Annotated in this window: 30 protein-coding genes, 1 tRNA gene and 1 riboswitch; of the genes, 11 read left to right on the top strand and 20 right to left on the bottom strand. The window is 71.6% G+C overall.

Annotated features, from left to right (window positions below):
* Positions 1–68: 68 nt before the first annotated feature.
* From ABGB14_RS05855 to ABGB14_RS05835, 5 genes are all read right to left on the bottom strand, one after another.
* The gene (locus ABGB14_RS05855; RefSeq protein WP_347642494.1) at positions 69–719 is read right to left on the bottom strand and encodes an adenosylcobinamide amidohydrolase; all 651 of its coding nucleotides are present in this window, start codon (positions 717–719) and stop codon (positions 69–71) included.
* Entirely contained in the window at positions 716–1,489 is a 774-nt protein-coding gene (locus ABGB14_RS05850; protein ID WP_347642493.1) for an ABC transporter ATP-binding protein, read from the bottom strand. Before ABGB14_RS05850 ends, ABGB14_RS05855 begins: the two co-directional genes overlap by 4 nt.
* Positions 1,486–2,520, bottom strand: coding sequence for an iron ABC transporter permease (locus tag ABGB14_RS05845; protein ID WP_347642492.1), 1,035 nt, complete (start codon positions 2,518–2,520; stop codon positions 1,486–1,488). The genes ABGB14_RS05850 and ABGB14_RS05845 overlap by 4 nt, the downstream gene beginning before the upstream one ends.
* Positions 2,521–2,522: 2 nt before the next feature.
* Complete coding sequence (locus ABGB14_RS05840) at positions 2,523–3,476, bottom strand: ABC transporter substrate-binding protein (RefSeq protein WP_347642491.1); 954 nt, start codon at positions 3,474–3,476, stop codon at positions 2,523–2,525.
* A 71-nt stretch (positions 3,477–3,547) separates the two neighbouring features.
* A riboswitch (cobalamin riboswitch) is annotated at positions 3,548–3,665 on the bottom strand.
* Positions 3,666–3,675: 10 nt separating this feature from the next.
* Positions 3,676–4,533 (bottom strand): Gfo/Idh/MocA family oxidoreductase, encoded by an 858-nt coding sequence (locus ABGB14_RS05835; protein ID WP_347642490.1) that lies wholly within the window; start codon positions 4,531–4,533, stop codon positions 3,676–3,678.
* A 181-nt stretch (positions 4,534–4,714) separates the two neighbouring features.
* Here ABGB14_RS05835 and ABGB14_RS05830 point away from each other — a divergent pair, with 181 nt between their 5' ends.
* Positions 4,715–5,314: a histidine phosphatase family protein gene (locus ABGB14_RS05830; protein ID WP_347643128.1), complete on the top strand. Its 600-nt coding sequence runs from the start codon at positions 4,715–4,717 to the stop codon at positions 5,312–5,314.
* Here ABGB14_RS05830 and ABGB14_RS05825 read toward each other — a convergent pair.
* From ABGB14_RS05825 to ABGB14_RS05815, 3 genes are all read right to left on the bottom strand, one after another.
* The gene (locus ABGB14_RS05825) at positions 5,271–5,588 is read right to left on the bottom strand and encodes a hypothetical protein (protein WP_347642489.1); all 318 of its coding nucleotides are present in this window, start codon (positions 5,586–5,588) and stop codon (positions 5,271–5,273) included. The two genes, ABGB14_RS05830 and ABGB14_RS05825, sit on opposite strands and share 44 nt — an antisense overlap.
* A gap of 88 nt (positions 5,589–5,676) precedes the next feature.
* Positions 5,677–5,913: a DUF397 domain-containing protein gene (locus ABGB14_RS05820; protein ID WP_043632079.1), complete on the bottom strand. Its 237-nt coding sequence runs from the start codon at positions 5,911–5,913 to the stop codon at positions 5,677–5,679.
* Positions 5,914–6,735, bottom strand: coding sequence for a helix-turn-helix transcriptional regulator (locus ABGB14_RS05815; protein WP_347643127.1), 822 nt, complete (start codon positions 6,733–6,735; stop codon positions 5,914–5,916).
* A 222-nt stretch (positions 6,736–6,957) separates the two neighbouring features.
* Between ABGB14_RS05815 and ABGB14_RS05810 the strand changes: the two genes are divergently transcribed.
* Both ABGB14_RS05810 and ABGB14_RS05805 read left to right on the top strand, forming a co-directional pair.
* Positions 6,958–7,461, top strand: coding sequence for an ATP-binding protein (locus tag ABGB14_RS05810; protein ID WP_347642488.1), 504 nt, complete (start codon positions 6,958–6,960; stop codon positions 7,459–7,461).
* 80 nt (positions 7,462–7,541) lie between these two features.
* On the top strand, positions 7,542–9,971 hold the full coding sequence (locus tag ABGB14_RS05805) for a helicase-associated domain-containing protein (RefSeq protein ID WP_347642487.1): 2,430 nt from the start codon (positions 7,542–7,544) through the stop codon (positions 9,969–9,971).
* Between the two features lie 112 nt (positions 9,972–10,083).
* On the opposite strand, the gene ABGB14_RS05800 is transcribed toward ABGB14_RS05805, so the two are convergent.
* The 3 genes from ABGB14_RS05800 to ABGB14_RS05790 are packed head-to-tail and all read right to left on the bottom strand — an operon-like array spanning position 10,084 to position 12,994.
* Positions 10,084–10,884 carry an ABC transporter ATP-binding protein gene (locus tag ABGB14_RS05800; protein ID WP_347642486.1) on the bottom strand — a complete coding sequence of 267 codons (801 nt, stop codon included), beginning with the start codon at positions 10,882–10,884 and terminating at the stop codon, positions 10,084–10,086.
* 32 nt (positions 10,885–10,916) lie between these two features.
* Positions 10,917–11,924, bottom strand: coding sequence for an iron chelate uptake ABC transporter family permease subunit (locus tag ABGB14_RS05795; protein ID WP_347642485.1), 1,008 nt, complete (start codon positions 11,922–11,924; stop codon positions 10,917–10,919).
* Positions 11,921–12,994 carry an iron chelate uptake ABC transporter family permease subunit gene (locus ABGB14_RS05790; RefSeq protein WP_347642484.1) on the bottom strand — a complete coding sequence of 358 codons (1,074 nt, stop codon included), beginning with the start codon at positions 12,992–12,994 and terminating at the stop codon, positions 11,921–11,923. The genes ABGB14_RS05795 and ABGB14_RS05790 overlap by 4 nt, the downstream gene beginning before the upstream one ends.
* Positions 12,995–13,081: 87 nt before the next feature.
* On the opposite strand from ABGB14_RS05790, the gene ABGB14_RS05785 reads away from it, so the two are divergent.
* The gene (locus ABGB14_RS05785; protein WP_347642483.1) at positions 13,082–14,089 is read left to right on the top strand and encodes an ABC transporter substrate-binding protein; all 1,008 of its coding nucleotides are present in this window, start codon (positions 13,082–13,084) and stop codon (positions 14,087–14,089) included.
* Between the two features lie 12 nt (positions 14,090–14,101).
* Here ABGB14_RS05785 and ABGB14_RS05780 read toward each other — a convergent pair whose 3' ends face one another.
* Together ABGB14_RS05780 and ABGB14_RS05775 are read right to left on the bottom strand one after the other, a co-directional pair.
* Entirely contained in the window at positions 14,102–15,355 is a 1,254-nt protein-coding gene (locus ABGB14_RS05780; protein ID WP_347642482.1) for an ArgE/DapE family deacylase, read from the bottom strand.
* A gap of 60 nt (positions 15,356–15,415) precedes the next feature.
* The gene (locus tag ABGB14_RS05775) at positions 15,416–15,820 is read right to left on the bottom strand and encodes a DUF1349 domain-containing protein (protein WP_347642481.1); all 405 of its coding nucleotides are present in this window, start codon (positions 15,818–15,820) and stop codon (positions 15,416–15,418) included.
* An 85-nt stretch (positions 15,821–15,905) separates the two neighbouring features.
* Here ABGB14_RS05775 and ABGB14_RS05770 point away from each other — a divergent pair, with 85 nt between their 5' ends.
* On the top strand, positions 15,906–16,226 hold the full coding sequence (locus ABGB14_RS05770; protein ID WP_181958388.1) for a co-chaperone GroES: 321 nt from the start codon (positions 15,906–15,908) through the stop codon (positions 16,224–16,226).
* Here the strand turns inward: ABGB14_RS05770 and ABGB14_RS05765 are convergent.
* Both ABGB14_RS05765 and ABGB14_RS05760 read right to left on the bottom strand, forming a co-directional pair.
* Positions 16,221–17,195, bottom strand: a complete 975-nt coding sequence (locus ABGB14_RS05765) for a hypothetical protein (RefSeq protein WP_347642480.1) — start codon at positions 17,193–17,195, stop codon at positions 16,221–16,223. The genes ABGB14_RS05770 and ABGB14_RS05765 overlap by 6 nt on opposite strands.
* A 47-nt stretch (positions 17,196–17,242) precedes the next feature.
* Positions 17,243–17,704: a TIGR02611 family protein gene (locus tag ABGB14_RS05760; protein ID WP_347642479.1), complete on the bottom strand. Its 462-nt coding sequence runs from the start codon at positions 17,702–17,704 to the stop codon at positions 17,243–17,245.
* A gap of 148 nt (positions 17,705–17,852) precedes the next feature.
* On the opposite strand from ABGB14_RS05760, the gene ABGB14_RS05755 reads away from it, so the two are divergent.
* The 3 genes from ABGB14_RS05755 to ABGB14_RS05745 are packed head-to-tail and all read left to right on the top strand — an operon-like array spanning position 17,853 to position 19,839.
* Positions 17,853–18,773, top strand: a complete 921-nt coding sequence (locus ABGB14_RS05755) for an aryldialkylphosphatase (RefSeq protein WP_347642478.1) — start codon at positions 17,853–17,855, stop codon at positions 18,771–18,773.
* A gap of 34 nt (positions 18,774–18,807) precedes the next feature.
* Positions 18,808–19,203: a PPOX class F420-dependent oxidoreductase gene (locus tag ABGB14_RS05750; RefSeq protein WP_347642477.1), complete on the top strand. Its 396-nt coding sequence runs from the start codon at positions 18,808–18,810 to the stop codon at positions 19,201–19,203.
* Positions 19,204–19,212: 9 nt separating this feature from the next.
* The gene (locus ABGB14_RS05745; protein WP_347642476.1) at positions 19,213–19,839 is read left to right on the top strand and encodes an ATP-binding protein; all 627 of its coding nucleotides are present in this window, start codon (positions 19,213–19,215) and stop codon (positions 19,837–19,839) included.
* Here the strand turns inward: ABGB14_RS05745 and ABGB14_RS05740 are convergent.
* The 3 genes from ABGB14_RS05740 to ABGB14_RS05730 form a co-directional block, all read right to left on the bottom strand.
* Positions 19,821–20,603, bottom strand: a complete 783-nt coding sequence (locus tag ABGB14_RS05740; protein WP_347642475.1) for a putative hydro-lyase — start codon at positions 20,601–20,603, stop codon at positions 19,821–19,823. The genes ABGB14_RS05745 and ABGB14_RS05740 overlap by 19 nt on opposite strands.
* A gap of 129 nt (positions 20,604–20,732) precedes the next feature.
* Positions 20,733–20,969 (bottom strand): hypothetical protein, encoded by a 237-nt coding sequence (locus tag ABGB14_RS05735; protein ID WP_347642474.1) that lies wholly within the window; start codon positions 20,967–20,969, stop codon positions 20,733–20,735.
* Positions 20,966–21,193 carry a DUF6158 family protein gene (locus ABGB14_RS05730; RefSeq protein WP_347642473.1) on the bottom strand — a complete coding sequence of 76 codons (228 nt, stop codon included), beginning with the start codon at positions 21,191–21,193 and terminating at the stop codon, positions 20,966–20,968. Before ABGB14_RS05730 ends, ABGB14_RS05735 begins: the two co-directional genes overlap by 4 nt.
* 96 nt (positions 21,194–21,289) lie before the next feature.
* On the opposite strand from ABGB14_RS05730, the gene ABGB14_RS05725 reads away from it, so the two are divergent.
* Complete coding sequence (locus tag ABGB14_RS05725) at positions 21,290–22,222, top strand: LysR family transcriptional regulator (RefSeq protein ID WP_347642472.1); 933 nt, start codon at positions 21,290–21,292, stop codon at positions 22,220–22,222.
* Positions 22,223–22,306: 84 nt separating this feature from the next.
* A complete protein-coding gene (locus ABGB14_RS05720) occupies positions 22,307–23,746 on the top strand; it encodes a S1 family peptidase (protein WP_347642471.1) in 1,440 nt (479 codons plus the stop codon).
* A 131-nt stretch (positions 23,747–23,877) separates the two neighbouring features.
* On the opposite strand, the gene ABGB14_RS05715 is transcribed toward ABGB14_RS05720, so the two are convergent.
* On the bottom strand, positions 23,878–24,402 hold the full coding sequence (locus ABGB14_RS05715) for a histidine phosphatase family protein (protein WP_347642470.1): 525 nt from the start codon (positions 24,400–24,402) through the stop codon (positions 23,878–23,880).
* A 259-nt stretch (positions 24,403–24,661) separates the two neighbouring features.
* On the opposite strand from ABGB14_RS05715, the gene ABGB14_RS05710 reads away from it, so the two are divergent.
* A tRNA-Ile gene (locus ABGB14_RS05710) sits at positions 24,662–24,735 on the top strand.
* A 219-nt stretch (positions 24,736–24,954) separates the two neighbouring features.
* Here ABGB14_RS05710 and ABGB14_RS05705 read toward each other — a convergent pair.
* Positions 24,955–26,055, bottom strand: a complete 1,101-nt coding sequence (locus tag ABGB14_RS05705) for an integrase core domain-containing protein (RefSeq protein ID WP_347642469.1) — start codon at positions 26,053–26,055, stop codon at positions 24,955–24,957.
* Positions 26,056–26,082 lie beyond the last annotated feature (27 nt).

The following is a 26,082-nucleotide window of genomic DNA, read 5'->3' as shown; positions in this document are numbered from 1 at the left end:
GCGGTCACCCACTCAGTATCTGTATCTGGAGTCACGCCCTCGCCCACATGCTACTTCCCCGGAGAACATCACTTTGAGTGATGGCGGCGCCACGCTTCGGCTCCGCTCAGGACCGCCTGGTGCACCGCGCGCGCCACGCGCGCCCCCCACTCCGAGCGCGGCCCGCCGAACACCTCGCGCGGCCCGCCGGCGGGCACATCGGCGGGCACCACCACGCAGACCGCGTCGGAAGCCGTGCCCGTGCAGGGGAACCCGGCCTCGATGAGCGCCTGCGTCTTCGCCTCGGTGACCGTCATGACCGTGTTGACCAGCGCGGCGTCCGTCATCGCCACCGGCAGCACGGTGACGATGTTGACCGTGCCCACCCGCATGGGCGCGAGCTCGGGATCCTCGGTGCCTTCCGGCGCGGCGGCCCACGTGGGCACCCGCAGCCCGACGGTGGCCACCGCCTCCACTCCACCGTCCGCGGCGCGCGTGTAGCGGTCGACGGACGCGGCGGTCATCATCCCGACCCCGTCACCCGGGGGGCCTAACGACCGCAGGTGCTCGGCCGGGTCCATCCGCGCGTAGCCGGCCACGACCTGCGCGTTCAGCACCCACGCGCGGGTCCCGATCCCGCCGCCCAGCATCGCGGAGGAGATCATCCGCCACCCGGGCCCGAACTCCCACAGCAGCGACCCGAGCCGGTCGTCCTCCTCCACGCGGTACGTCAGCTTCACGGTCCTCCCCTGACCAGATGCACGACGGGCCGCCCGTCGGGCCCGGGCTCGATCTTGACCTGGGCGTCGAAGTGCCGTCCCACCAGCGCCTCGGTCAGCACCTGGGCGGGCTTGCCCGCGGCCACCGCGCGGCCCCCGGCCATGAGGAGCAGGGAGTCGGCGTAGAGCCCCGCCACGGTCAGGTCGTGCAGGGTGGTGACGACGGTCAGCCCGTCGGCCCTGCGCAGGCGGTCGACCAGCTCCAGCACCTGCTGCTGGTGCCCGAGGTCGAGCGCCGTCGTCGGCTCGTCGAGCAGCAGCACGGGCGCCTCCTGGGCGAGCGCCCTGGCCAGCACGACGCGCTGCCGCTCCCCGCCGGACAGCTCGCCGACGCGGCGGGTGGCCAGCCCCGTCAGGTCGAGCCGGTCGAGCACGGAGGCGGTGACCCGCCGGTCGTGCCCGCTCTCCCTCCCGAGGTAGGGGATGTACGGGGTGCGCCCGAGCAGCGCGTAGTCGAAGACCGACATGTCGGGCGGCAGGGCCGGCGACTGCGGCGCGTACGCCACCAGCCTGGCCCGCGCGCGGGGCTTGAGCGCGGCGGCCGGCCGGGAGTCGATCGTGACCTCGCCCCGGTGCGCGACCAGTCCCATGACCGCTTTGAGCAGCGTGGACTTGCCGGCGCCGTTGGGCCCGATGATGGCCAGCCATTCGCCGCGGCGCACGTCGAGGCCGACGTCCGCGACGACGTCGCGCCCGCCGAGCAGCACGGAGACGGCGCTGACCCCGATCATGTGGCCGCCCGCCTGGTCACGCGCAGGATGCCGACGAAGAACGGCGCTCCCACGAACATGGTCACCACGCCGATCGGCAGCTCGGCGGGCGCCAGCACGGTGCGCGCGACCAGGTCGGCCAGCACCAGGAAGGCCGCGCCGCCGATCAGCGAGAGCGGCAGCACGCTCCGGTACGAGCCGCCCGCCAGCCGTCTCACGACGTGCGGGACGACGATGCCCACGAACCCGATCAGCCCGCTCACCGCCACGGCCGATGCGGTGGCCAGCGACGCCGCCAGCAACACCGTGAAACGCACCCTCGCCGCGCGCACCCCGAGGCTGGTGGCCTCCTCGTCGCCCACCGACAACACGTCGAGCATCCTCCCGTGCAGCAGGAGCAGGACGGCGGAGACGGCGCCGTACGGCAGGACCAGCCAGAGCTGGTCCCACCCGCCGCCGACGTCGCCGAGGATCCAGGAGTAGATGCGCTGCAGCTCCTCGACATTGAGCTGCTGGACGAACGTCTGGATCGCGGTCAGGAACGACGTGACCGCCACTCCGGCCAGCACCAGCGTGGCGGTGCCGCCCGCGCGCCCGGCGGCGTTGCCAAGCGTGTACGCCAGGAAGACGCCGCCCACGGCCCCGGCGAAGGCCGCGATCGGCACGCTGCCCTCCGCGGCGGGAAGCAGCACGATGGCCGCGGTCGCCGCGAGCCCCGCGCCGGCGGCCGCGCCCAGCAGGTAGGGGTCCGCGAGCGGGTTGCGGAACACGCCCTGGTACCCCGCCCCCGCCATGGCCAGCAGCCCGCCGACCACGGCGGCGACCAGGACCCGGGGCAGCCGCAGCTCGAACAGCAGCCCCTGCTCGACGGGGGCGAGCCCGGAGTCGACGCGGACGAGCGGCAGCCAGTCCGCGACCTGCAGCACGACCTGCCACGGCGAGATGTCGGCGGCACCGTCGAGCAGCCCGGCGACCATGGTGGCGGCCAGCACGCCCAGGGCGCTCGCCACCCAGGCGGGTCTGGCCCTGGACGGGCGGGCCTGCGTGGTCACGGTCAGCTCGTGCCGTTCCCCGCGCCCGCTTCGGTCACGGCTGCGCCGATCGCCTCGGCCAGGTCGACGACGCGTGGCCCCCAGCGGGAGGCGATGTCGTCGTCGAGCTGGATCACCTGGTCGTTCTTGAGCGCCGCCAGGTTCTTCCATCCGGGCCGCTTGGCCAGCGTCTCCTTGCTCTGCCCGCAACACTTGACGTCCGCCAGGAAGATCAGGTCAGGATCGGCCTGGGCGACGAACTCGGCGGAGAGCTTGGGGTAGCCGCCCGCGGACGCGGGCGCCTTGTCGGCGATGTTGGTGAGGCCGAAGATGCCGTAGATCTGGCCGATGAACGTCTTCGACGTCGCGGCGTACGGCGTCTGGTCAAGCTCGTGGTAGTAGGTGAGCTTCGTGTCCTTCGGCGCCTCGGCGGCCAGCTTGTCCATGGCCGTCTTCATGCCGGAGACGACCTCCTCGGCCTTGGCCTCGTTGCCGGTGGCGGCGCCGAGCTCGAGGATCTCCTCGTACGTGTCGTCGAGCTCGGTGGCCGCGGGCTGCACCAGGACGGGCACGTTCACCTTGCCCAGCTCGGCGACGATCTTGTTGAGGTCGTCGGAGACGACGACCAGGTCGGGCTTCTCGGCCACGATGGCCTCGACGTTGGGCTCGAAGCCCGACAGGTCGGTCTTGGGGGCCTCCGGCGGGTAGTTCGACTGGTTGTCCACGGCGACGACCTGGGGGCCCGCGCCGATGGCGAAGAGCGTCTCGGTGTGGGTGGCCGACAGCGAGACGATGCGCTCCGGCTTCTTGCCGATGGTGACCTGGCCGTTGCCGGCCTCGATCGTGACGGGGAACTCTCCCGAGGGGGCGGCGGGGGCCGAGGACGCGGGGGTGGCTGTCGTGCCGGCCTGGCCGCAGCCGGCCAGGACGAGCGTTCCCAGCAGCGCGCCCGCGAAGGCCGTTCGTACGGGCCTCACGAGTAGTCCTTTCACACTGTCGGAACCGAGAGACCCGCATGGAGCGACGGATCACCCTTTTCCACGAGGGCTGATGACGTCGGCGCAGCGGCAGGCGACCTGGCTATGACAGTTGCGGGACAGCGCCGGATTCGCACCGGACTTCGCTGCAACGCTGCGCGTCGGACAAACGCTATCAATCCCCCGATGGCGCCGGGCGTCAAGGGGCCAGTTGGGCCTCCGCCTCGGCGATGATCCGCTGGAGCCGGAGCCCGTGGGCGGCGTCGAGCGGGTGCCCGCCGCCGTCGCGCACGGTCTCCGCGAACTCCGCGGCCACGTTCTCGAGGGGGTCGTCGTCGAACGGCAGCAGCACGGCGTTGCCGGTGCGGCCGTACACGGCGAACGACGACGGGGGCAGGTCGCCGACGGCGGTCATGCACAGGGACGCCTCGCTGACGGCGCCGTTCTCGTGCTCCAGCAGCAGCCCGGTCCAGCCGAGGGGGTGGCCGTGCGCGCGCACGCCGGTCACCCGGCCGAGCGCGGCGTCCAGCAGGTCGATGACGTGCGGACCGACGTCCAGGAGCGCGCCGCGTTCGAGCCGCCACGGGGTGGCGAAGTGGTGGTCGCCGAGGAGGGCGCCGGAGATGTTGGCGGCGTGGCCGCCGAACGCCTCGATCTCGGCGCACCGGGCGAGGAAGATGCGGGTCTGGGTGGCGTACCGCATGGTGAGCACCATCTGGGAGGCGACGCCCGCCTCCGCCACGGCGCCGGCCAGACGCTCGGCGGCTTCGAGCGAGTCGGCCAGCGGCTTCTCCAGCAGCAGCGCCTTGCCCGCGCGGGCCGCGCGGACGCCGATCTCGGCCTGGACGGCGGGCGGCACGCAGAACGCGACGGCCTCGCAGGCGTCGAACAGGTCCTCCACCCGCTCGAACACCGGCGCGCCGAACCTGGCCGCCGCTTCCGGCCTGCGGGCCCACACCCCGGCCAGCCGCGTGTGCGGCCCTCTGGCCAGCATCGGCGCGTGCGCCAGCTCCGCCCACGGCCCCGCTCCGACCAGCCCGACCGCCACCGGCTCCATGCGCCCCTCCTTGACCTCTACAACCCGCGATATTGGACATCTAACCCTCTAGTAGCGCTCTTACGCTCCCATATCACCCCGAAAACGACGCTTGCCGCTATATCCGGACACCACAACCGTGCCCGCGCGCGCTCGCCACCTGGCGGCGGGCCGCGACGGGCCGTACCGGATGATGGACAGCATGGACGAGATGTTGCTGCTCCGGCACGGCGCGACAGAGTGGAGCCAGGCAGGCAAGCACACCGGCCGCACCGACCTGCCGCTGACCGGCGACGGCGAGGAGCAGGCCAGGGCGCTGGCGCCGCTGGTCAAGGGGCGCGAGTTCGGCCTCGTGCTGGTCTCGCCCGCCCAGCGCGCGCGGCGCACGGCAGACCTGGCCGGGCTCGACGGCTACCAGGTGGACGCCGACCTGTGGGAGTGGGACTACGGCGGCTACGAGGGCATCACCACGCCCGAGATCCGCGAGAGCCGCCCCGGGTGGTACCTGTGGCGCGACGGCGTGATCCCCGGCGACGCCGAGCACCCGGGGGAGAGCGCCGAGGAGGTCGCCGCCCGCGCCGACCGGGTGATCGAACGGGCGCGCGCCGCGGAGGGACGGGTGGCGCTGGTGGCGCACGGCCACTTCCTGCGCGTCCTGGCCGCCCGCTGGCTGGGGCTCGGCCCCGCGGAGGGGCGGCTGTTCAGGCTCGACACGGGCACCTACTCGCGGCTCGGCTTCGAGCACGCCGAGCCGGTGCTCATGACGTGGAACGCCCCGGCCGACTGCCTCCAGGCGTCCTGACCGCGCCCGGTCCGGCGTCGGCCGGCGCCGGGGAAGGTCGCGGGCCACGCCCGGTGAGCCACTCCAGGACCCTGCGGTGCCCGGCGGCGGCGTCCTCGAAGTGACCCCAGTGCCAGTACCGCGGCTGGTCGCGGATGCCGGTCACCCAGGTCCGGTAGGAGACGGAGGCGCCCGCGGTGGCGGGAGCCACGCCGTAGGTGCGGATCACGACCTTGCCGCCCGGCGCGAACAACACGTCGTCGGCGATCGGGTACCACGTCATCTGGTCGAGCATGACCCCGATCCTCACCCCGGCGGGAGGCGGGGCGGTTACACCTCCGGCTCGCCCCCGTTAAGCGGGCGAGCCGCAGGTGAACACGGTGTTACACGAGCAGTCCGTCGAACTCTCCGTCCTTAACCCCGAGCACCAGGGCCCGGATCTCGTCGCGGGTATAGATGAGGGCAGGGCCGTCGGGGAACCGCGAGTTGCGCACCGCGATCCCTCCATCGGGAAGCTCCGCGAGCTCCACGCAGTTGCCCTGCGAGTTGCTGTAGCGGCTCTTGCGCCAGGCGACCTGGGTCAGGTCCGCCGCGGGCATGCCGTTGTAGGTCTGGTTCATCTACATCTTTCTGAGAAGACCGCCGATGAGCTCGACGGTGCCCCCTGGCGTGGTGCTCTCCACGCACAGTTGCTCCATAGCCGTGAGATACGGATCGATGTCCTCACGCTTGTCCAGGTACAGGGCACCCCAGAGCTGCTCGACGTAGACAACGTCCGACAAGTCGGACTCGGGAAACCGCAAGATGCTGAACGCGCCCCCTTCAGCGGCATGCTTGCCGAACCTGAAGGGCATCACCTGAAGGGTGATGTTGGGAAGGGCAGCGACTTCCAGCAGATGCTGGAGCTGCTCGGCCATGACCTCCCGCCCGCCGATGGTCCTCTTGAGCGCCGCCTCGTCGACGACGGCCCACAGACGGGGCCCGTCCTTCTGCGTGAAGCGCTCCTGGCGCTGCATGCGCATGTGCACGCGGCGCTCGATTCTCTCCGGACTCGCGTCGGGGTTGCCGAGCTGGAAGACCGAACGCGCATACGCGGCCGTCTGCAGCAGGCCCGGCACGAACTGCACCTCATAGGTGCGGATCACGCTGGCGGCCTCCTCCAGGCCCACGTACGTGGTGAACCACGTCGGCAACTCCGCCGAGTACTTGTGCCACCACCCGGGGGTGTTGGCCTCGCGAACCATCTCCAGCAGGGCACGGCGCTCGGCATCGTCGACGACGCCGTACAGGGTGAGCAGGTCTTCCACGTCACGTGTCTTGAAGCCGACGCGCCCGAGCTCCATGCGGCTGATCTTGGACTCGGACGCCCGGATGTGAAATCCGGCCTGAGCACGGTCCAGGCCGCTGGTTTCACGCAGGCGCCTGAGACTCGCCCCCAGCATGATGCGCCGAACGGTCGAGCCGGAACCGGGCGGATCAATGGACACGTGCCGCTCCTTGGTCGTTTCCTTGCGACTCAGTCTGTCACTTCACGGCCCAAAGATCATGGGCCGCGGACAAGATCCCCTTTCCCCCATATTGACCTTTTGGGGGAAACCGTAGCGCGTGCACGCGTTGTCTGCACGTGCATTCGCTCTTGCAGTTGCACGAGAGTTTGACGCAGAATGATCTACGTGCAATCCACCACGGCGCCCGGCCAGTGGACGACGTTCGATTGGTGGCCTCCGGTCGGCTGGTGGCCGGAGGCGGCCCGCGATCTGCTGGCCCCCGGCCCGTCGACGAGCGCCACGTTCGTGCTGCCGCCCACCGCCTCCTCGGTCCACTCGGCCCGCTGCTTCGGCGCCGGCGTCCTGACCGGCTGGGGGCTGACCGAACTCGTCGAGAACATGGAACTGGTGGTCTCCGAGCTGGCCACCAACGCCCTCCGCCACGGCCTCTGCCTCGACGACCCACGCCGCGAACGCGCCGTCCACATGTCCCTGGTGCGCCGCGGGCCGCTCGTGACCAGCGCCTTCACCGATCCAGGGTCATCGGTGCCGGTGCTGCGATACCCTGGCCCCCTTGACACCGGTGGCCTCGGACTCCACATCGTCGAATCACTCAGCCTCCGCTGGGGCTGGTCCGCACTCGCACCTCACGGAAAGATCGTCTGGGCAGTCCTCTCCTGACCGGGGGTGATCTGCATTACCGTGGATGGTCATGGCTCACGGTGAGTCCCTTGCGCGCGACCCCATGAGAGTGCTGACAGATGGAAGATCACCTGCTCGGCTGGCTGCGAACACTAGAGGAAGACCGGCTCGGCCGCGTCCTGGCCAACAGGCCTGACGCCATCGCCGCGCCCTGGCCCCGGCGGCTCGACACCCTGGCCCAGCGACTGGGCAACGGCTTCGCCGTCATGGAGACCCTGCGAAGGCTCCCGCTCCCCTGCCTGCAACTGGCCGAGGCGGCCCTGGCCATGAGCCGTCCCACGGCCGACCGGCTGGCGACATTCGTCGACGCCCGGGTCGACGACGTGACCCCCTGGCTCGAACACCTCTACGACCACGCGCTGGCCTGGCCCGGCGACGACGGCGTGATCCATCTGGCCGAGGGCGTGACGCGCTGGTGGTCGGCGCCGCTGAGCCTGGGCGAGCCGCTCGACCACTACCTCAACTCCTGGACGATCAGCAACGACGCGCTGCACGCCCTGGCCCGCAACCTCGGCCTGCCCGCGCAGGGCAACAAACGCCGCGCGATCGCCCGCGTCACCGAGGCGCTCGGCGACGGCGAGCGGGTGCGGGCGATGTTGCCCGAGGCCCCCGAGGGCACCGTCCCGCTGCTCGACCGGTTCGCGTGGGAGGGCCCCACGCTCAACGTCGACGGAGGCCGCTTCGTCATCCCCGGCACGCCGGAGAAGTGGTGCGCCGACCACGGCTTGTTGTTCCGGCCGAGCTGGCACGTCGCCGAGATCCCCCGCGAGGTGGCGATCTGCCTGCGCGGCCCCGGCTACCACCCGCCCTACATGCCCGAGTCGCCCGAGGTCGCCACCATCCCGGTCGACCCCGAAGAGGTCGACCACCTGATGACGCTGGCCGCGCCGCACGTGGTGGAGCGGTGCGCGGCCCTGCTGGACAACACCGCGAAGACGCCGCTGCCGCTGCTCAAGACCGGCGGCGTGGGCGTGCGCGAGGTGCGCAGGATCGCCAAGGAGACCGGCTGCGACGAGGACGAGACGCGGCTGCTGCTGGAGATCTGCGCGGTCGCCAGGCTGCTGGCCTGGGACGAGCAGTCCGGCGGCATGATCCCCACCGAACGCTACGACCGGTGGCGGCTCGACGAGGGCTCGGCCAGGCTCAGGGTGCTGCTGTCGGCGTGGTGGCGCATGGAGCGCTCGTCGCTGCGCAGGGTCGACGGCAAGTACGGCACCGTGCTCGGCGACGACCCCACCGGCAGCGCGGTGGCCAGGGTTCGCCGGGCCGTGCTGTCGGTGCTGGCCCACCTGCCCGCCGGCACGGCGTTCGCCGGCCGCGACAGCCTCATGGGCAGCGTGCACTGGCACGCGCCGCTGATCGACCTGGAGTTGCTGCGGGAGTGCGCCCCCGCCGTGCTCGACGAGGCCAGGCTGCTGGGGCTGCTGGCCAACAACGCGCTCACCGACCTGGGCCGCGCGCTGGCGGGCCTGACCGCCAGGCCGGGCGACGAGAACGACGCCGCCGTGCCCATGGTCGAGCACGACCCGGTGCTGTCCGAGGCGGCCACGAGAGCGCTGGCGAGCGTCCGCAGGAGCGCCCTGTTCGGCCCCGACCTCACCGCGGTCGTGACCGGCCCGCCGTCGGCCGAGCTGGCGGAGCTGCTCGACCGGACCGCCGAGCGCGAGTCGCGGGGCGCCGCCTCGGTGTGGCGGTTCACCACGGAGAGCGTGCGCCGCGCGCTCGACCGCGGCCACGAGCCCGACGAACTGCTCGACGAGCTGGCCGGGGTCGGCACCATCCCCCAGCCGCTGGAATACCTCGTGCGCGACACCGCGCGCCGGCACGGCGAGGTGACGGTCACCACGGTCGGCTGCGTCGTCCAGGCCGCCGACCCGACGCTGCTGGCCGAGATCGCCGCCCACCGGCGGCTGGGCAAGCTGGGCCTGCGGCTGCTCGCCCCCACGGTGCTCGTCAGCGCCGCACCCGCCGAGCGCACCCTCGCCGCGCTGCGCGAGGTCGGCTACTCCCCCGTGCCCGTGGCCGACACCGGCGAGATCACCATCCACCGGGCCAGGTCCACCCACCTGGACGAGCCGCACAACGGCAAGCTGATCCTGCTGCCCGGCGGCCAGGTGGCCGAGCTGTCCGACTTCACCGGCATCACCGAACTCGAAGCGCCCCCCTACATGCTGGCCGAGCCGCCGCCCGACCCCTTCGAGCACGCCCGCCGCCTGATCGTCGCCAGCCGGGCCGACGCCGGCTCGGGCGGCCGCACCTGGGCGGTCATCGGCCGGATGGCCACCAGGCTGCCGACGGCCCAGCAGTCGTTGCTCGGCTTCGTGGTCGACCGCGGCGTGCGCGCCGGCATCACCCTCACCGACGGGCTGACCGCCACGATCAGCCACGGCGAGCTCAAGGGCGGCGCGCTCGACGCGTGGTGCGAGGAGGCGGGCGACTACCTGGAGTTCCCCCTCGCCGAGATCGTCGAGGTCAGAGGCGCGCACTGACGCTGCGCGCCTCTGAGGCCGCCGGCGCGCCGGGCAGAGGCGGTGCAGAGGCGGTGCAGAGGCGGTGGCGAAAGGCGGCGCGCCTGGTGGAGGCGGCGGCCGAAGGCGCCTGTCAGGCGGAGGCGGTGACGCGGCGGCGGGCCTCCGGGACGATCAGCGGCGTGGCCGTCTGCGGGTCCTGGATGATCTCGCAGCGCAGGTCGAACACCTGCCGCACCAGCTCCGGCGTGACGACGTCGCCCGGCTCCCCCTCGGCGACGATCTCGCCGCCGCGCATCACGATCAGGTGGGTCGCGTAGCGGCAGGCCTGGTTCAGGTCGTGCAGCACGGCCACCATGGTCCGCCCGGCCTCGTGCAGGTCGGCGCAGAGGTCGAGCACCTCGATCTGGTGAGAGATGTCCAGGAACGTGGTCGGCTCGTCCAGCAGCAGGATCGGCGTCTCCTGCGCCAGCGCCATGGCCAGCCACACCCGCTGCCGCTGGCCTCCCGACAGCTCGTCCACGATCCGGTCGCCTAGCTCGGTCACGTCGGTGGCGCGCATGGCCTCGGTCACCGCCCTCTCGTCGGCCTTCGACCACTGCCGCATGAGCCGCTGGTGCGGGTAGCGGCCGCGGGCCACCAGGTCGGCCACGGTGATGCCGTCGGGCACGATCGAGGTCTGCGGCAGCAGGCCGAGCCGCCTGGCCACCTCCTTCGACGGCAGGGAGGTGATGACGCTCCCGTCGAGGTGCACGGCGCCCGTCCTGGGCTTGAGCATCCTGGCCAGCGCCCGTAGCAGGGTGGACTTGCCGCAGGCGTTCGGACCGATGATCACGGTGAAGGACTCGTCGGGGATCGACACGTCCAGGCCCGTGGCCACGACGCGCTGGTCGTACGCGAGGGTGAGGCTGGTGCCGGACAGGCGGGAGGCCATCAGCGGAGATCCTTTCGCCGGGGCGGTGGCCATCAGTGGCGGTCCTTTCGCAGGAGCAGGACGAGGTAGGTGCCGCCGATGGCGGCGGTCAGCACGCCGACGGGCAGCTGCGTGGGCGCCAGCAGCCGCTGCGCGGCCAGGTCGGCGGCGGTCAGCAGGACGGCGCCGGTCAGCGCCGAGGCGCCCATCGTCACGCCCGGCGAGCGGGTGAGCCGCCGGGCGAGCTGGGGCGCGGCGAGCGCGACGAAGATGACGGGGCCCGCCGCGGCCGTGGCCACCCCGGACAGCAGCACCCCCGCGGCGATGGCCACCGCGCGCACGGCCTCGACCCTGATCCCCATGGCCCTGGCCGCGTCGTCGCCCATCTCGATCATCCGCATGGGCCGCGACACGTACGCGCTCACGGGCAGCAGCACGGCCAGCGCCAGCGCCACGGGCCCCGCGTGGTCCCAGCCGCGCCCGCTCAGGCTGCCCGTCAGCCAGGCGCCCGCGGTGGCGGCGTCGTTGATGTTCGCCCGGGTCAGCAGGTACGAGTTGACCGCGAGCAGCAACGCGTTCGCCCCGATGCCGACCAGCACCAGCCGGTAGCCCTGCACGCCGCCCCGGTAGGCCAGCGCGTAGACCAGCACGGCGGTGACCACGCACCCCGCCAGGGCGCCGCCGGCGATCGTCATGGCGGAGCCGCCGGCGACCACCGCGATGATGCCGCCGGTCGACGCCCCGGCCGTGAAGCCGATGAAGTCGGGGCTGCCCAGCGGGTTCCTGGTGAGGCTCTGGAAGATCGCGCCGCTCAGCCCGAACGCCGCCCCCACCAGCAGCCCCGTCACCACCCGCGGGGCGCGGAGCTTGCCGACGATCAGCTCGGCGACGGGTGTGCCCTGGCCGAAGACCGCGGTGACGATGTCCGGTACGGGCACCGTGTACTCGCCCGTCGCCAGGGCCGCCACGCTCACCGCGCAGGCGAGCACGACCAGCGCGGCGCCGACGAGCAGGGCGCGGGGCGCGAGCCGTACGGACCAGGATCCGACGCGGATGGTCACAGCGCCGCCACCCGCCTCCGCCTGGCCAGCATGATGAAGATCGGCGCGCCGATCACCGCCCACACGATGCCCACCTGGACCTCTCCCGGCCGCGCGATGAGCCGGCCCGCCACGTCGGCGGCCAGCAGCAGCACGGGCGCGGCCAGCGCCGAGTACGGCAGCACCCACCGCTGGTCGGGCCCCACCACCGCGCGCACGGCGTGCGGCACGATCAGCCCGACGAACCACAGCGGCCCCGCGGCGGCGGTGGCCGCGCCGCACAGCAGCGTGACGGCGACCCCGGTGAGGATCCTGGTGCGGTTGACGGCGACGCCGAGCGCCCTGCCCGCGTCGTCGCCGAGGGCGAGCGTGTTGAGCGGCCGGGCCAGCATCAGGCCGAGCACCAGGCCGGCGGCCATAAACGGCGCCAGCCGCGCCAGCGTGTCGGCCGTCTGCCCGGCCAGCGAGCCGGTCAGCCAGAAGCGCATGCGGTCGAAGGTCTGGGAGTCCATGCGCAGGATGGCCGAGGCGATCGCCGTGCACACCATGCCGAACGCGACGCCCGCGAGCGTCAGGCGTACCGGGCTGGAGCCCGAGCGGCCGGAGGAGGCGAGGGCGTAGACGGCGGCGGAGGCCAGCGCCGCCCCGCCGAACGCGAACCACACGTAGACGGCGGGGTCGGAGAGCCCGAACAGGCCGAGCGCCAGCGTGACGCCGAGCGCGGCGCCTTCGTTGATGCCCAGGAGCCCGGGGTCGGCGAGCGGGTTGCGGGTCAGGCTCTGCATGAGCGCGCCCGCCAGCCCCAGGGTGGCGCCCACGCCGATGCCGAGCAGCGTGCGCGGGACGCGCAGCTCGCGGATGACCGTGTGGTCGTTGGAACCGTCGGGGGCCAGGAAGGCGTCGATCACGGTGCCGAACGACACGCCGCGCGCTCCCAGTGCCACGCTGGCCATCGCCATCAGTGCGAGCGCCCCCACCGCGACGACCAGCCCGGTGGCCAGGATCGCGGGCCGCCCTTTGCGGTCGCGGGCGGCGCTCGCCTCCTCACCGGCCCCGGCGACCGGTACGGCCGTGTCTTCAGCCGGACGCACCCGGCCCCCTCTCGTAGCGGTCAAACTTAGGCAAGGCTAATCTAATGGCCTGTAAACAAGGCAAGCCTAACCACGGAGGAGATGCAGATGTCGGGACCCGTACTGCCGCGCAGGGGTTTCCTGTCGGCCACGGCAGGCCTCGCGGCGGCCCTGACACTCGCGGCGTGCGGAGGCGGCACGGAGACGGCCCCCACCGCGGCGGGCTCCTCCGCGCCGTCCGGCCAGGGCTGGTCGTTCACCGACGACCGCGGCAAGAAGCTGGAGCTGGCCCGGCCACCTGCCAGGATCGTCGCCCAGGTGGGCTCGGCCGCGGCTCTGTGGGACTTCGGCGTGCGCCCCATCGCCGTCTTCGGCCCGCACAAGCTCAAGGACGGCACCAAGGACCCGCAGGTCGGCAACGTCGACATCACCAAGGTCGAGGGCCTGGGCAACGTGTGGGACGAGTTCAACGTCGAGAAGTACATCTCCCTCCAGCCCGAACTCCTGGTCAGCAGCATGTACGTCAAGGGCACCCTCTGGTACGTGCCCGAGAAGTCCAAGGACACCGTCGAGCAGGTCGCCCCGACCGCGGGCATCATGCTCACCGGCAGGAGCGCCACCGAGGTGATCGGCACGTACGAGGAGCTGGCCACGTCGCTCGGCGCGGACATGTCGGGCGTGCCCGAGGCCAAGGCCCGCATGGAGGCCGCCACCGAGGAGCTCGCGCGGTTCAAGGACCTCAAGATCCTCATGATGTCCGGCGGCCCCGACCAGATGTGGGTGGTCAACCCGCCCGAATATCCGGACATCGTGCACCTCACCGCGGCCGGGCTCGACGTCGTCACGCCGTCGAAGGTGGACGACGGCGGCTTCTTCCAGACCTTGAGCTGGGAGAACGCCGACACCTACGACGCCGACGTGATCCTCTACGACACGCGCACCCAGTCGCTCAAGCCGGAGGAGATGCTGAAGAAGCCCACCTTCGCCAAGCTGCCCGCGGTCGAGGCGGGCCAGTTCTACCCGTGGCGCGCGGAGGTGCCCTTCAGTTACCAGGGCTATGCGGCGTTCCTCGAGGAGCTGGTGGCCAACCTGAAGAAGGCCCGCCCGCTCGGCTAGCCCCGCCGGGGGTCAGCGCGCTCCGCAGCGGCGCACCGCGAGCAGGGCCAGCGCGCGCGTGACGTCCAGCAGCTCGCCCAGCGCGACCTGCTCCCTGGGGGCGTGCGCGAACCGCACGTCTCCGGGTCCGTAGTGCAGCGTCGGGATGCCGCCCGCCGCGTAGAGACGCAGGTCGCTGCCGTACGGCGCCGCCGACTCCACCGGCACGGCGCCCGTCGTGTCGGCGACCGCCCGGCTCACCTCGCCGAGCAGCTCGTGCCCCGCGGGCAGCCGGCCGCTGGCGAACTGCCCGCCCGGCCACGTCACCACCGGCGGGTTGGCCCGCAGCCAGGGGTGCGCGACCCGCGCGACCGTCTCCTCGAACACCGCCCGCGCCGCGGCCGGGTCCTCGTCCAGCCGCACCCCGAGCCGCCCCTCCGCGACCAGCAGGTCGGGCACGGTGCTGGCCCAGTCTCCCGCGCGCACGGTGCCGATCTCGATCGGGTACGGCAGCGCGGTGCCGCGGAACAGCCCGGGCACGTCGTTGTTGCGCGCCGCCTCCAGCCGCCTGATCGCCTCGAACACCGGCCAGAACACCTCGACCGCGTTGACGCCCTCCTGGCGGGTGGCGCCGTGGGCGGCCAGCCCGGCGATCTCCAGCCGGAACGTCAGCGCGCCCGCGTTGGCGGTGATGACCGCGCCGCTGGTCGGCTCGCTGATGACCGCGGCCTCGGCCGTGTGACCCCTGGCCAGGGTGGCGAACGCGCCCAGCCCGCCGTCCTCCTCGCTGATCACGCAGTGCACGGCCAGCGGCCTGACCAGCCGGATCCCGGCCCGGTGGATCGCCCTGGCCACGGCCAGGTTGGCGACGAGCCCGGCCTTCATGTCGCACGCGCCCCTGCCGTGCAGCACGTCACCGCTGATCCTGGCGGCGAACGGGTCGCTGCCCTCCCACTTGGCGAGGTCGCCGGTGGGGACCACGTCGACGTGACCTTGGAGCGCCAGCGCGGGGACGCCCTCCCCCTCGGTCACGGCCACGACGCCGTACCCCTCGGTTCGCGGGGCCTCGGTGCCGGGGAAACCGGGGCGGTCGCCGAGCTCGGCGAGGTCCAGCTTCCACACGTCCACGTCCATGCCCGTGCCGGCGAGCAGGCGGGCGTAGTGGTGCTGCAGGTCCGACTCGGCGTCGGTGCCCGTGACGCTGGGGACCCTGACGGCTTCCGCCAGCAGGTTGACCGTCTCCGCCGTGTCGATGGCGTCGAGTACGCGGGCTTCTACGTCGTGCACGCTGCATTGTCGCATGCCGCCCGTGTTGTCTCGTTCGGGGTGTTCGTCTGCGGGCGGCGTTCAGCAGCCCTCGGCCCGCACGTCGCTGAAGCGCACGGCGAAGCCCTCGCCCGCGGGGGCGGCGGCCATGGCGCCGGCCATCGCGGGCCGGCCGGGCGGGAAGTGCGCCAGGCGGAGCATGGTCTCCGGCGGGTCGCCGTCGAGACCGTAACGCACGGTGACCGCGTCGCCTGCGCGCTCGAGCGTGACCGTCACCCGCTGCGCCGCGCGTCCGAGCGGGAGCACCGACCAGTCGGAGAACTCCCTGGTCACGACCGTGCTGAGGTGGAAGCCGCCGTCGACGTATTCCACGCCGGCCTTGATCCAGTGCTGCTCGTCGATCCGCAGCACGGCGCCCGCCTGGTCGTACTGCTCGGCGTAGTCACCGGTGAACGTGACGGAGAGCAGCAGGTCGCCGGGCGCCACGATCCGGGCGCCCCGGTAAGCGCCCCCGTGGCGGGCGGCGGCCGACCTGGAAATCGGGCGTCCGGCGGATCGTAAACTTGGGCCTGTGGAAGAGCCCAAGTTCGAGATTCAGATGCTGCACGACCGGGTCATGATCAGCATGGAGCAGGAGGCCGGGGAGCGGCGCAGCGGCTCCGGGATCGTCATCCCCGCGACGGTCAAGATGGCCAACCGCCTGGCCTGGGGCGAGGTCTGCGGCGTCGGCACGAACGTGCGCTCGGTCAAGGTCGGCGACAAGGTGCTGTTCAACCCGGAGGACCAGTCCGAGGTCGAGGTGCACGCGCGGGTCTACCTGGTGATGCGCGAGCGCGACCTGCACGCGGTGGCCACCCAGGAGACCGACCACGGCACCGGCCTCTATCTATGACGCCGGCGACGTCCTGACGAAGGAGAGCCAGAGGTCGGCGTCCCACGTCCTCGCGGGCACGTCGGCCAGCACGCGGGTGACCTTGCCCTTGAGGTCGAGCACCGCCAGGCGATAGGCGTCCTCGTGCGCGAGGACGGCGATGACATGCTCGTCGTCCCACCAGCCCCACACCGCGCGCGGCGCCGCGCCGACCCGTGCGGCGACCTTTCCCGTGGCGGAGTCGATCAGGCAGAGCTGCTCCCGGAAACGCTCGGGGCACCACGTGGCCAGCCGCTTGCCGGATGGGGAGAAGGCGTCCTCAGGGCCGGTCGGCGGGCCCGCGTCCGCGTACGTGCGCATGACCGCGCCGTCGGACGCCCGATAGACGCGCAGGCCGGCGCCGTGCCTGGACACGAGCCGGCCGTCGGGGCTCCACCAGAAGCCGGCGTTCGCGCTCAGGCCCGCGATCCTGACCGTGCGGGCGGTCTTGGCGGCCACGTCCACGACCGCGAAGCCGAGCACCCGCCACGTGCCGCTCACCTTCTGCTCGACCGTGAGCGCGACCTGCCTGCCGTCGCGGGACCAGGAGGCGTAGGAGGCGGTCATGGGTTTCTTGACCGTGCGGATCGTGGTGGTCTCGCCGGTGGCGCGGTCGGTGACGAGGAGCGCGTCGTGGCCGGATCGGTACGCCCTGGGCACCCCCGCCGCCAGCCGTCCGCCGGGCGAGACCGACACCTCGGAGAGGGTCTTCTGCCGGGCGAAGGCGTTGCCGGTGGCGGATCTCAGATAGGTGTCCCGGGTGCCGAGGCCGTAGGCGGTGAGCCGTACGGGATCGCCCGCTTTTTCGCGATAATTCATGCCGCCTGTGCCGGGAAGCTCCAGGTCTGCCCGTACGGCTGCCGGTGCGGGCAGGGACGCGGCCGGCGTGGGCGGCGCCGCGATGGGGGTGGGAAGCGTCAGGGACAGCGCGATGGCGATGGTGGCGATCACGCCCGCAGAATAGGCACGAATCCGCGGGAATTCCGGCGTGATGCCGACTAGGTATGCACGTAGTTCAGCGCGAACCCGATGACGTCGAAGCCGACCGTGCGCAGGCCGAGATAGACGATCAGACCCGCTGCGGCCAGGGTCACGGCGAGCACCACGATGCGCACCGTCCAGCCCTGCCGTTTGTACCACTCCGTCCAGGCGTGCAACACGCGCTTGCCGAACTCCAGCAGCTTGTGCGCCCAGTGGAACTCCGTGGCCAGCACCGCCAGCCCGGCGAACACGACCAGCCACCCCGGCCCGGGGAACGGCACCATGATCAGCCCCCCGACCACCATGACCGTCCCGATCACGCCGACCACGATCTTCAGCGTCAGCGCGCCCGTACGGGTCGAGCGGATGCCGTCCAGCCAGCCGTGGATCCCCCTGCGCCGACCAGGCATGCCGGACCGATCGGCGGCCCTCCGCTTGATCACGTCGGCGTCGCCGGTGTCGGAGCTCTGAATCGTCACATTTCCCCCCGGCAGTCGGTGTGCCCCCCAGGATACGGTGCTGCCCTCAGCCACACTTGCAGACGGCTAGCAAATCACCAAACCCGCAAACGGGTAAAATCTCCTGCTAGAGCAGGCTCTCACCGGCAAATATCGGTTAATGTCTGCTATGCCCGACGTATTGCTCCGCACTGTCACCGGCCCTGTACGCGCGGCCTCCATCGAGGGCGCCGTGCTCCCCCATGAACACCTGCGCACCGACATGCGCTGGGCGGTCGGCATCGACTCCGACCCGCACCGGTGGCTCGACGAGGAGGCCACCGTCACCGCGGAGCTGCGCGAGCTGCGGCAGTCCGGCGGGCTCTCCCTGGCGGTCGACCTGACGTGCCTGGGCATGGGCCGCGACGCCGGCACCCTGGCCCGGGTCGCGGCGGGCAGCCGGGTGGCCGTGATCGCCTCGACCGGCCTGTTCGCCGAGCCGTACACGACCGTCGGCGACGCCGACGTGGACGCGCTCACCGGCCTGCTCATGGAGGAGATCTCCAGCGGCGTGGACGGCACGGGCGTCTTCCCCGGCGTGATCGGCGAGGTCGGCTGCTGGGGCGCCGAACCCACCCCCCGGGAGGAACGGTTCCTGGTCGCCGCGGCCCGCGCCTCGCTCCGCTCGCGCCTGCCGGTCGCCACGCACGGCAGGAACGCCCTGTCGGTGCTGGAGATCCTGCTCGGCCAGAACCTGCCGGGTTCCCGGGTCGCCGTCGGTTACGCGGGCGCCGAGCCGGCCGCCGCCAGGAAGATCGCCGAAGCGGGCGCGTACGTGAGCCTCGGCACTCTCGGGCTCGCCCGGCGGCACGGCCCCGACCAGGCGGCCAGGATCGCGCTCGGCCTGATCGAGGACGGACTCGCGGACCGCCTCCTCCTCAGCACCGGGCTGAGCCGGGTGGCGCAGACGCGCAAGTACGGCGGGCCCGGCTACGCCCACCTCTTCCACGACCTGCTGCCGCGCCTGCGCGACGCGGGCACCGGCGAGGACACCCTCCGCCTGATCACCCACGACAACCCGCTGCGCTGGCTGACCTCCGGGCTTACTTGACCTCCACCTATGTCAAGGTTGCAGACTGATGTGCATGATCTTCACGCAAGCGGAACTCGACTACCTGTCCACCCAGCACCTCGGCCGCCTGGCCACGGTCGCGCCCGACGGGCAGGTGCAGAACAGCCCGACCGGGTTCTTCGTCGACGCGGCCACCGGAACGATCACCATCGGCGGGCACGCCCTCGGGAAGTCGAAGAAGTTCAGGAACATCCAGGCGGGCAGCACGGTCGCGTTCGTCGTGGACGACCTGGCCACGGTGGATCCCTGGGTGCCGCGGGGCATCGAGATCCGCGGCACCGCCGAGGCCCTGACGGACCACGAGCCCCCCGTGGCGTTCTTCTCGAGGGAGATCATCCGGATCACTCCCACCAAGATCATCTCGTGGGGTGTGGACGGGGCGCGGAAGAGCCGTACGGTGCGCCCCTAAGCTGATCGTATGGCTTCGGTGTGGGTGGTCAGCGGGCCGCCGGGCGCGGGCAAGTCCTCGGTGGCCGCCGCGCTGCTCGCCCGGCTCGACCCGGTGCCCGCCCTGCTCGACAAGGACACCGTCTACGGCGACTTCGTGGCGCGGGTCCTGCGCGGCCACGGCAGGCCCGACGGCGAGCGCGAGGGCCCCTGGTACGACGAGAACGTCAAGCGCTTCGAATACGCCGGCCTGACCAGGACCGCCAGGCAGATCCGCGGTCACGGCTGCCCGGTGCTGCTCGACGGCCCGTTCACCACGCAGGTGCACGACGCGGCGCGGTGGGCGGAGTGGGTGGCGGAGCTGGGCGGGCCGCCGGTGCGGCTGCTGTGGGTCCGGTCCGACGGCGCGACGCTGCGCGAGCGCCTCACGGCCCGGGGGTTCGCGCGCGACGCGGGCAAGCTGGCGGCGTTCGACGCCTACCTGCGCGACATCCGGGTGGACGAGCCGCCCGTCGTGCCCCACCTGGAGATCGACAACCGCCGGGGCGCGCCGCCGATCGCCGAACAGCTCGCGGCGGCGGGGATATCGGCGTCGCGTTCCGGAGATCACGGGGTCACCCGATGGCGGACGGAGGGGGATCAGGAGGCGACCCGATAGTCGTCGTCCCGCGCGTCCATGATCGCCATGTGCCCCGGCAGGTGGCCGATCGCGTACTCGACCCCGCTGGCCATCACCACCGCCTGGGGCGTCACGCCGCACGCCCAGAACACCGGCGTCTCCCCCGCCCGCACCTCCACGGGGTCGCCGAAGTCGGGGCTGGCCAGGTCGCCGATCCCGAGCGCCGCGGGATCGCCCACGTGCACGGGCCCGCCGTGCACCATCGGATAGCGGCCGCTCACCTCGACGGCGGTCCTCACCCGATCCTCCGGCACCGGACGCATCGAGACGACCAGCGGCCCGGACAGGCTGCCGACGGCCTGGCAGGGGATGCCGGTGACGTACATCGGCACGTTCGTCCCCAGCTCCAGGTGCCGCACCGGCACCCCGGCGGCCAGCAGCGCCCGTTCGAAGGTGAAGCTGCAGCCGATGAGGAACGGCACCAGGTCGTCGCGCCACTCGGCCACCACGTCGTCGAGGTCGGCGACCGCCGCGCCGTCGCGGTAGAGCCGGTAGCCGGGCAGGTCGGTACGCAGGTCCCCGGGGAACAGGCGGGTGGACCAGGCCCCCGGCTCACCCACGTCGAGGACCGGGCACGCCTGCGGGTTGAGGTGGGCGAACAGCAGCAGGTCGTAGCCCAGCCGCTCGGGCACGGCGATGAGGTTGGCCTGCGTCCAGCCCCGGCACCAGCCCGCGGTGGGCACCCGCTCGCCGGCGCGGAAGCGCTCTCGCGCCTGCTCGGGACTCAGGTCGGCGACGTCCACCTCTTGACGTTATGACCCCCGCGCACCTCGGTCCATCACCGCGCTCGCCACGTGATGTTGTGATTTCCGGGGTACCGGGTGGCGGCGCGGCCAGATGTGTCCCTGGCCGCCGGTGCGCGCGGGGCCCCGTCAGTATTCGACCTCGAAGGTGTGCGGGCCCAGCGCGTACCCTTCGCCCTTGGGCACCACGTAACCGTGCTCGATGAGCCTGGTCAGGCTCCCCCGCACGGCGTCCTCGTCCAGGCCGGCCGTCCGTACCAGCCTGGCGAGCCCCGCGCCGCCGTGCTCCACCGCCTCGGCGGCCACGGCCTCGTACACGTGGATGTCCACGTCCGACAGGGACTGGACATCGTGGCCTTCTGTCATGATCGCTGCCTCGCTCCCTCCCTCAGCCGCATCGGATCGATCTCGCGCTCGGGGTAACGGCGGAGGTATTCGGTCTCCAGCTCGTCGGTACGCGACGTGTGCGTCGCGAGAGCGTCGTCCGACCCGTGGAAGAACGTCTCACTCCGGGTGGCGTGCAGTTGCCGCAGCTCACGAAGCAGATCGTCGTCGCTGAGCTCGCCCGCGTCTATTCCCATCGTCGTCATGGGCTCCCTCTACCCCGGAAGACCAGCAACAATATCTGTCACATTTCCTGACATTTAGGCATTGTTTGTAAGACATCGCCGCCTTACCTTCCCGTTATGGACCTCGAGCTCAGGCACCTCAGGATCGTCCGCGCGGTCGCGGACGCGGGAAGTGTGAGCAAGGCCGCGTCCCTGCTCGGGCTGGCACAACCGGCCCTCACCGCCCAGCTCAAGCGCATCGAGAGGGTGCTCGGCGGCGCCCTGTTCGAGCGCGACCGCCGCGGCGCCCGGCCCACCCGGCTCGGCGAGCTGGTGCTCGCCAGGGCACGCGTGCTGCTACCCGCAGCCAAGGAACTCCAGGACGAAGCGCTGCGTTTCGCCCAGGCTCCCTCCCCCGGCTTCCGCATCGGCTCCACCAACGGCCCCATACTCGGCGGCCTGGTCGACCGCCTCGCCGCGGAGCGCACGATCAGCACGTTCACCTCCTGGTCGGCGCACGAGCTGAACAGCATGGCCGAGCTCGGCCGCCTCGACTACGTGCTGACCGGCGCCTGCGGCGACTCCGGCACCCCCACCGGCTCGCTGCTGTGGGAGACGATCAGCGTCGACCCCGTCTTCTGCCTGGTGGCCGAGAACCATCCCGCCGCCAAGGAGAAAGAGATCGAGCTGGCCGAGCTCGCCGAGGAGCAGTGGGCGGTCACGCCGGGAGACGGCTGCTTCGCCGACTGCTTCGCGATGGCCTGCGCCAGGGCCGGTTTCACGCCCGGCACGATCTACGAGACGGACGTGCCGACGTGCACGCACCTCGCGCAGGTCGGCCGCGCCGCGGTGTTGTGCCAGGCCACCCACCAGCCCGCCCAGGGCCTGGTCATGGTGCCGCTGGCCGGCGCGCCGCTGCGCTGGCGGCAACTCCTCGGCCGCCACCCCACCGCCCCCGACGCCGCCTGGGTGGCGGCGCAGGCGAAACAGGCCCACATGGACGCCGTGCGCAAGAGCCCGGTCTACAACGACTGGCTCGTACGTAACCCGGGATATGGAACAGCTCCATAACGCCGCGATAGGGGCAAGCTAGTACTCCTCCGCTTCTGAGTTCGCCGTTACCTTTACGGCACCCCCAGCAGCAAGGAGATCCCCATGCTCCGAGCCCCCGCGCTGATCGCCGTCGCGATCGGCGCCTTGGTCGTGACCGCGACCCCAGCGGCAGCGGCGAAACCCCCCTCCGGCGTGGTCGACGCCATCCAGCGTGACCTCGGCATCACCAAGGAACAGGCGATCAACCGCCTCGCCAACGAGTCCCGCGGCAATGCCGCGACGCCCACCCTGCGCAAGAGGCTCGGCGACGACTACGCCGGCATCTGGTACGAAGGGGCCGAAAGCGCCCTCGTCGTCGCCAGCGTCGACCCCTCCGACACCGCCGAAATCACCCGCGCGGGAGCGCGAGCACGCATCGTCACCCGTACGTTCGCCCAGCTCACCCAGGCCAAGGAGAGCCTCGACAAGGCCGCACCGCCCGCCACCGTGCACAGCTGGGCCGTCTCGCCCCAGGACAACGCGGTCGTCGTCCAGACCAGCGACGAAGCGGCGGCGCGATCGTGGATCGCCTCCAGCGGCGTGGACGCGGAAACCGTGAAGTTCGAACGGTCCACCGAACGCCCGCGCCCGTTCTACGACATCCGCGGCGGCGACGCGTACTACACCTCGGAAGGCTACCGGTGCTCGATCGGCTTCGCGGCCAGGCGCGGCAGCCAGCTCGGCTTCACCACGGCCGGCCACTGCGGCGGCACCGGCGTCACCACCACCGGGTACAACCGGGTCGCGCAGGGAACCTTCCAGATCTCGTCGTTCCCGGGCAACGACTACGCCTGGGTGGCGACGAACTCCAACTGGACCGCGCCCGGCGTGGTCAACGGCTACAGTGCCGGCACCCTCCCCGTACGCGGCTCGACCGTCACCCAGCCCCAAGGCTCCGTGTGCCGCTCCGGCTCCACCACCCAGTGGCACTGCGGCACCGTCACCGCGCTGAACGCCACCGTCAACTACCCGGAGGGCACCGTGTCCGGACTGACCCGGACGAACGTGTGCGCCGAAGGCGGCGACTCGGGCGGCTCGTTCATCTCCGGCGACCAGGCCCAGGGCATGACCTCAGGCGGCTCCGGGAACTGCAGCTTCGGCGGCACCACGTACTTCCAGCCCCTCGGCGAACTTCTCTCCGTGGGCGGCCTCACCCTGATCACGTCCGGCGGCGACCCGGACCCGCCGGAGGGCTGCCAGAGCTACGAGGACACCTACACGGGATCGCTGAGCGGGAACCAGAGCGCGTACCAGCCGAACGGCTCCTACTACCAGGCCACGACCTCCGGCACCCACGCCGCCTGCCTGGACGCGCCCGACGGCACGGACTTCGACGTGTACCTGCAGAAGTGGAACGGCTTCTCCTGGACCGTGGTGGCCAGCGGCGACAGCCCGAACGCCGACGAGACCGTCACCTACAACGGGACCGCGGGCTACTACCGGTACCGCGTGCACGCCTACAGCGGGTCCGGCGCGTACACGCTGGGCCTGAACCGGCCGTGAGCACCACCCCCGAGGCCGCGGGCCGGCGAGCGCCGGACACCGACACCTGAGACCCGAGGGCCGGCGAGTGCCGAGCAGCACCCGACACTCGCCGGCCCTCCCCCTCTCCCCGGCGCTCGGGCGCGAACGTTCTAGGCCAGCTCGAACTCCCACCCCGGCCGCCACTCGAAAGAGCCGACCAGATCCTCCAGCGACGTGCCGTGCAGCAGGTTCCGCAACGCCCAGAGATTCGCGGTGTGCGCCACCACCAGCACCGTCCGCCCCTGCCACTCCGCCATCACGTCCCGCAGGAACGCCGCCGTCTCGGCGACCACCTGCCGGTAGCTCTGCCCGCCGGGCCACGGGGTGTCGATGTGCCTGCTCCGCAACGCCGCCACCTCGTTCACCGGCCGCCCGTTGTAGATCCCGTAGTCGCATTCCCTGAGCCTCCGGTCGAGCCTGAGCTCCTTGCCGTCCCCGAAGGCGATCTCCGCCGTCTGCACGGACCGCCGCAGGTCAGACGAGTAGACGACGTCGACCTTCCGCCGCCGCGCCCCCAGCTCCACCGCCTGAGCACGCCCGAGCGCCGACAGCTCACCCGGCAACCATCCGGTGGCGATGCCCGTCTCGTTGTCCACGGTGGTGGAGTGGGTCTCGTAGATCAGTCTGACAACCACGCCCAGACCGTACCGGGCTTACCTGCGTACCTGCTGGGAAAGCCCGCCCGGCCCGCGGTCGCGGTGCTGGAGGGCCCGGCCGGGACCCGAATATGATCGCCTCAGGCTCCACCGACACGTCCGGGCGTGGAATGATGTGTGCGGGGATGTCTCCCGTCCGGCCGGGCACCACAAGCGGTTCCCATGCTCTAGCCTTAGCATGCGCGAGGCGGCGGCATGATCCTCTCGGCGCCCACCGCACGTCACACAACTGAATCCAGGGGCGGTAGCTCAGCCGGTCAGAGCATCGGACTCATAATCCGTGGGTCGTGGGTTCAAGTCCCACCCGCCCTACTCTTGTCGACCAGCCCGAACCCCCGCTTGACCTGCGCTGTTGCGCCCGGGGTGGGGGTTCTTCATGTCCGACTGTCTACGGCTTTCGCCGATCGATTGCGGGTGGCTCTCCCCAATGCGCCCCCACGATCATGGATAACAGTCGCCCTTCAGCGCCTAACCGCGGAGGGTGTCTAGGCTTAGGGACACTGTGCCTGCCGAAAATTACATCCATGCAGTTCAAGCGGCGTGTGAGTACTCGTGGAGGACCCCGCCAAGTCGGTCCCGTCTGCGTACGCTCAGCTCGGTGATTCGCGTCGGATCCATGATCGGGTCTGGGCCGGTGCGCAGCGGGGCTGCCTGATCCAGGGCTTGGTGAGCGCGGTGCTCGTTATAGAACCGCTCGTACTCACGCAGGGCGTGACGCAGGTGGTGCTCGTTCCACAGCAGGCAGCGGTCGAGCAGCTCGCGGCGGCACGACTGCACCCACCGCTCCATGACCGCGTTCATCCGCGGCACCCGGATCCCAGTGAGCACGGTCCGGATGCCGGCCTCGGCGAGAATCTCGTCCATGAGCGCGGGGAACTTCCCGTCTCGGTCGCGGATCAGGTAGCGGGCCCGGCAGCCGGCCTCTTCCAGGTCCATCACGAGGTTCTTCATCGCCTGGACGACCCAGACCGCAGTCGGGCGGGCGGTGGTGCCCAGCACGCGGACGCGCCTGCTGGCGTGCTCGATGACGGCCAGGATGTACTGGCGCTGCCCGGTGAGGGTGACGGTCTCGATGAAGTCGCAGGCCAGCAGCGCATCGGCCTGGGAACGCAGGAAGTCGCCCCAGGTGGCCGACGCCCGCTCAGGAGCAGGATCAACGCCTTCCTGCTTGAGGATCTCCCACACAGTGGAGGGCGCGACCGTGATACCGAGCGTGGTCAGCTCACCGTGCACCCGCCGATATCCCCAGGACGGGTTCTCCCGGACCAGGCACAGGATGAGAGCACGGATGGAGCGGCCCGTGGGCGGGCGCCCCGGTCGCTTGGGCTTACTGATACGGGCGTGCCGTCGCCTGACGAGATCGCGGTGCCAACGCAGGACAGTGTCCGGGCGGACGATGAGCCGCAGCTGGTGCAGCACCTCGCGGGGTAGGGAGGTCAGCAGGGCGGCGAGGAAGGCACGGTCCTCGGGGTCGAATCTCACCCTGATGCCGGCGCCGAGCTGCCGTTCAAGAACGGTGATCTGGTGGCGGAGAGCGAGGATCTCGACGTCCTTGTTCCGATCGCCCATCGGCAGCAGCCGCAGTGCGGCGAAGATGTTGGTGACAGCGAGATAGGCCAGACGAAAGAGCACAGGCGATCATCATGCCGCACTCCGAGC

The sequence above is a fragment of the Nonomuraea sp. B10E15 genome (genome assembly GCF_039871615.1).
Lineage (GTDB): Bacteria > Actinomycetota > Actinomycetes > Streptosporangiales > Streptosporangiaceae > Nonomuraea.
This window is presented reverse-complemented; position numbering and strand designations above follow the sequence as displayed.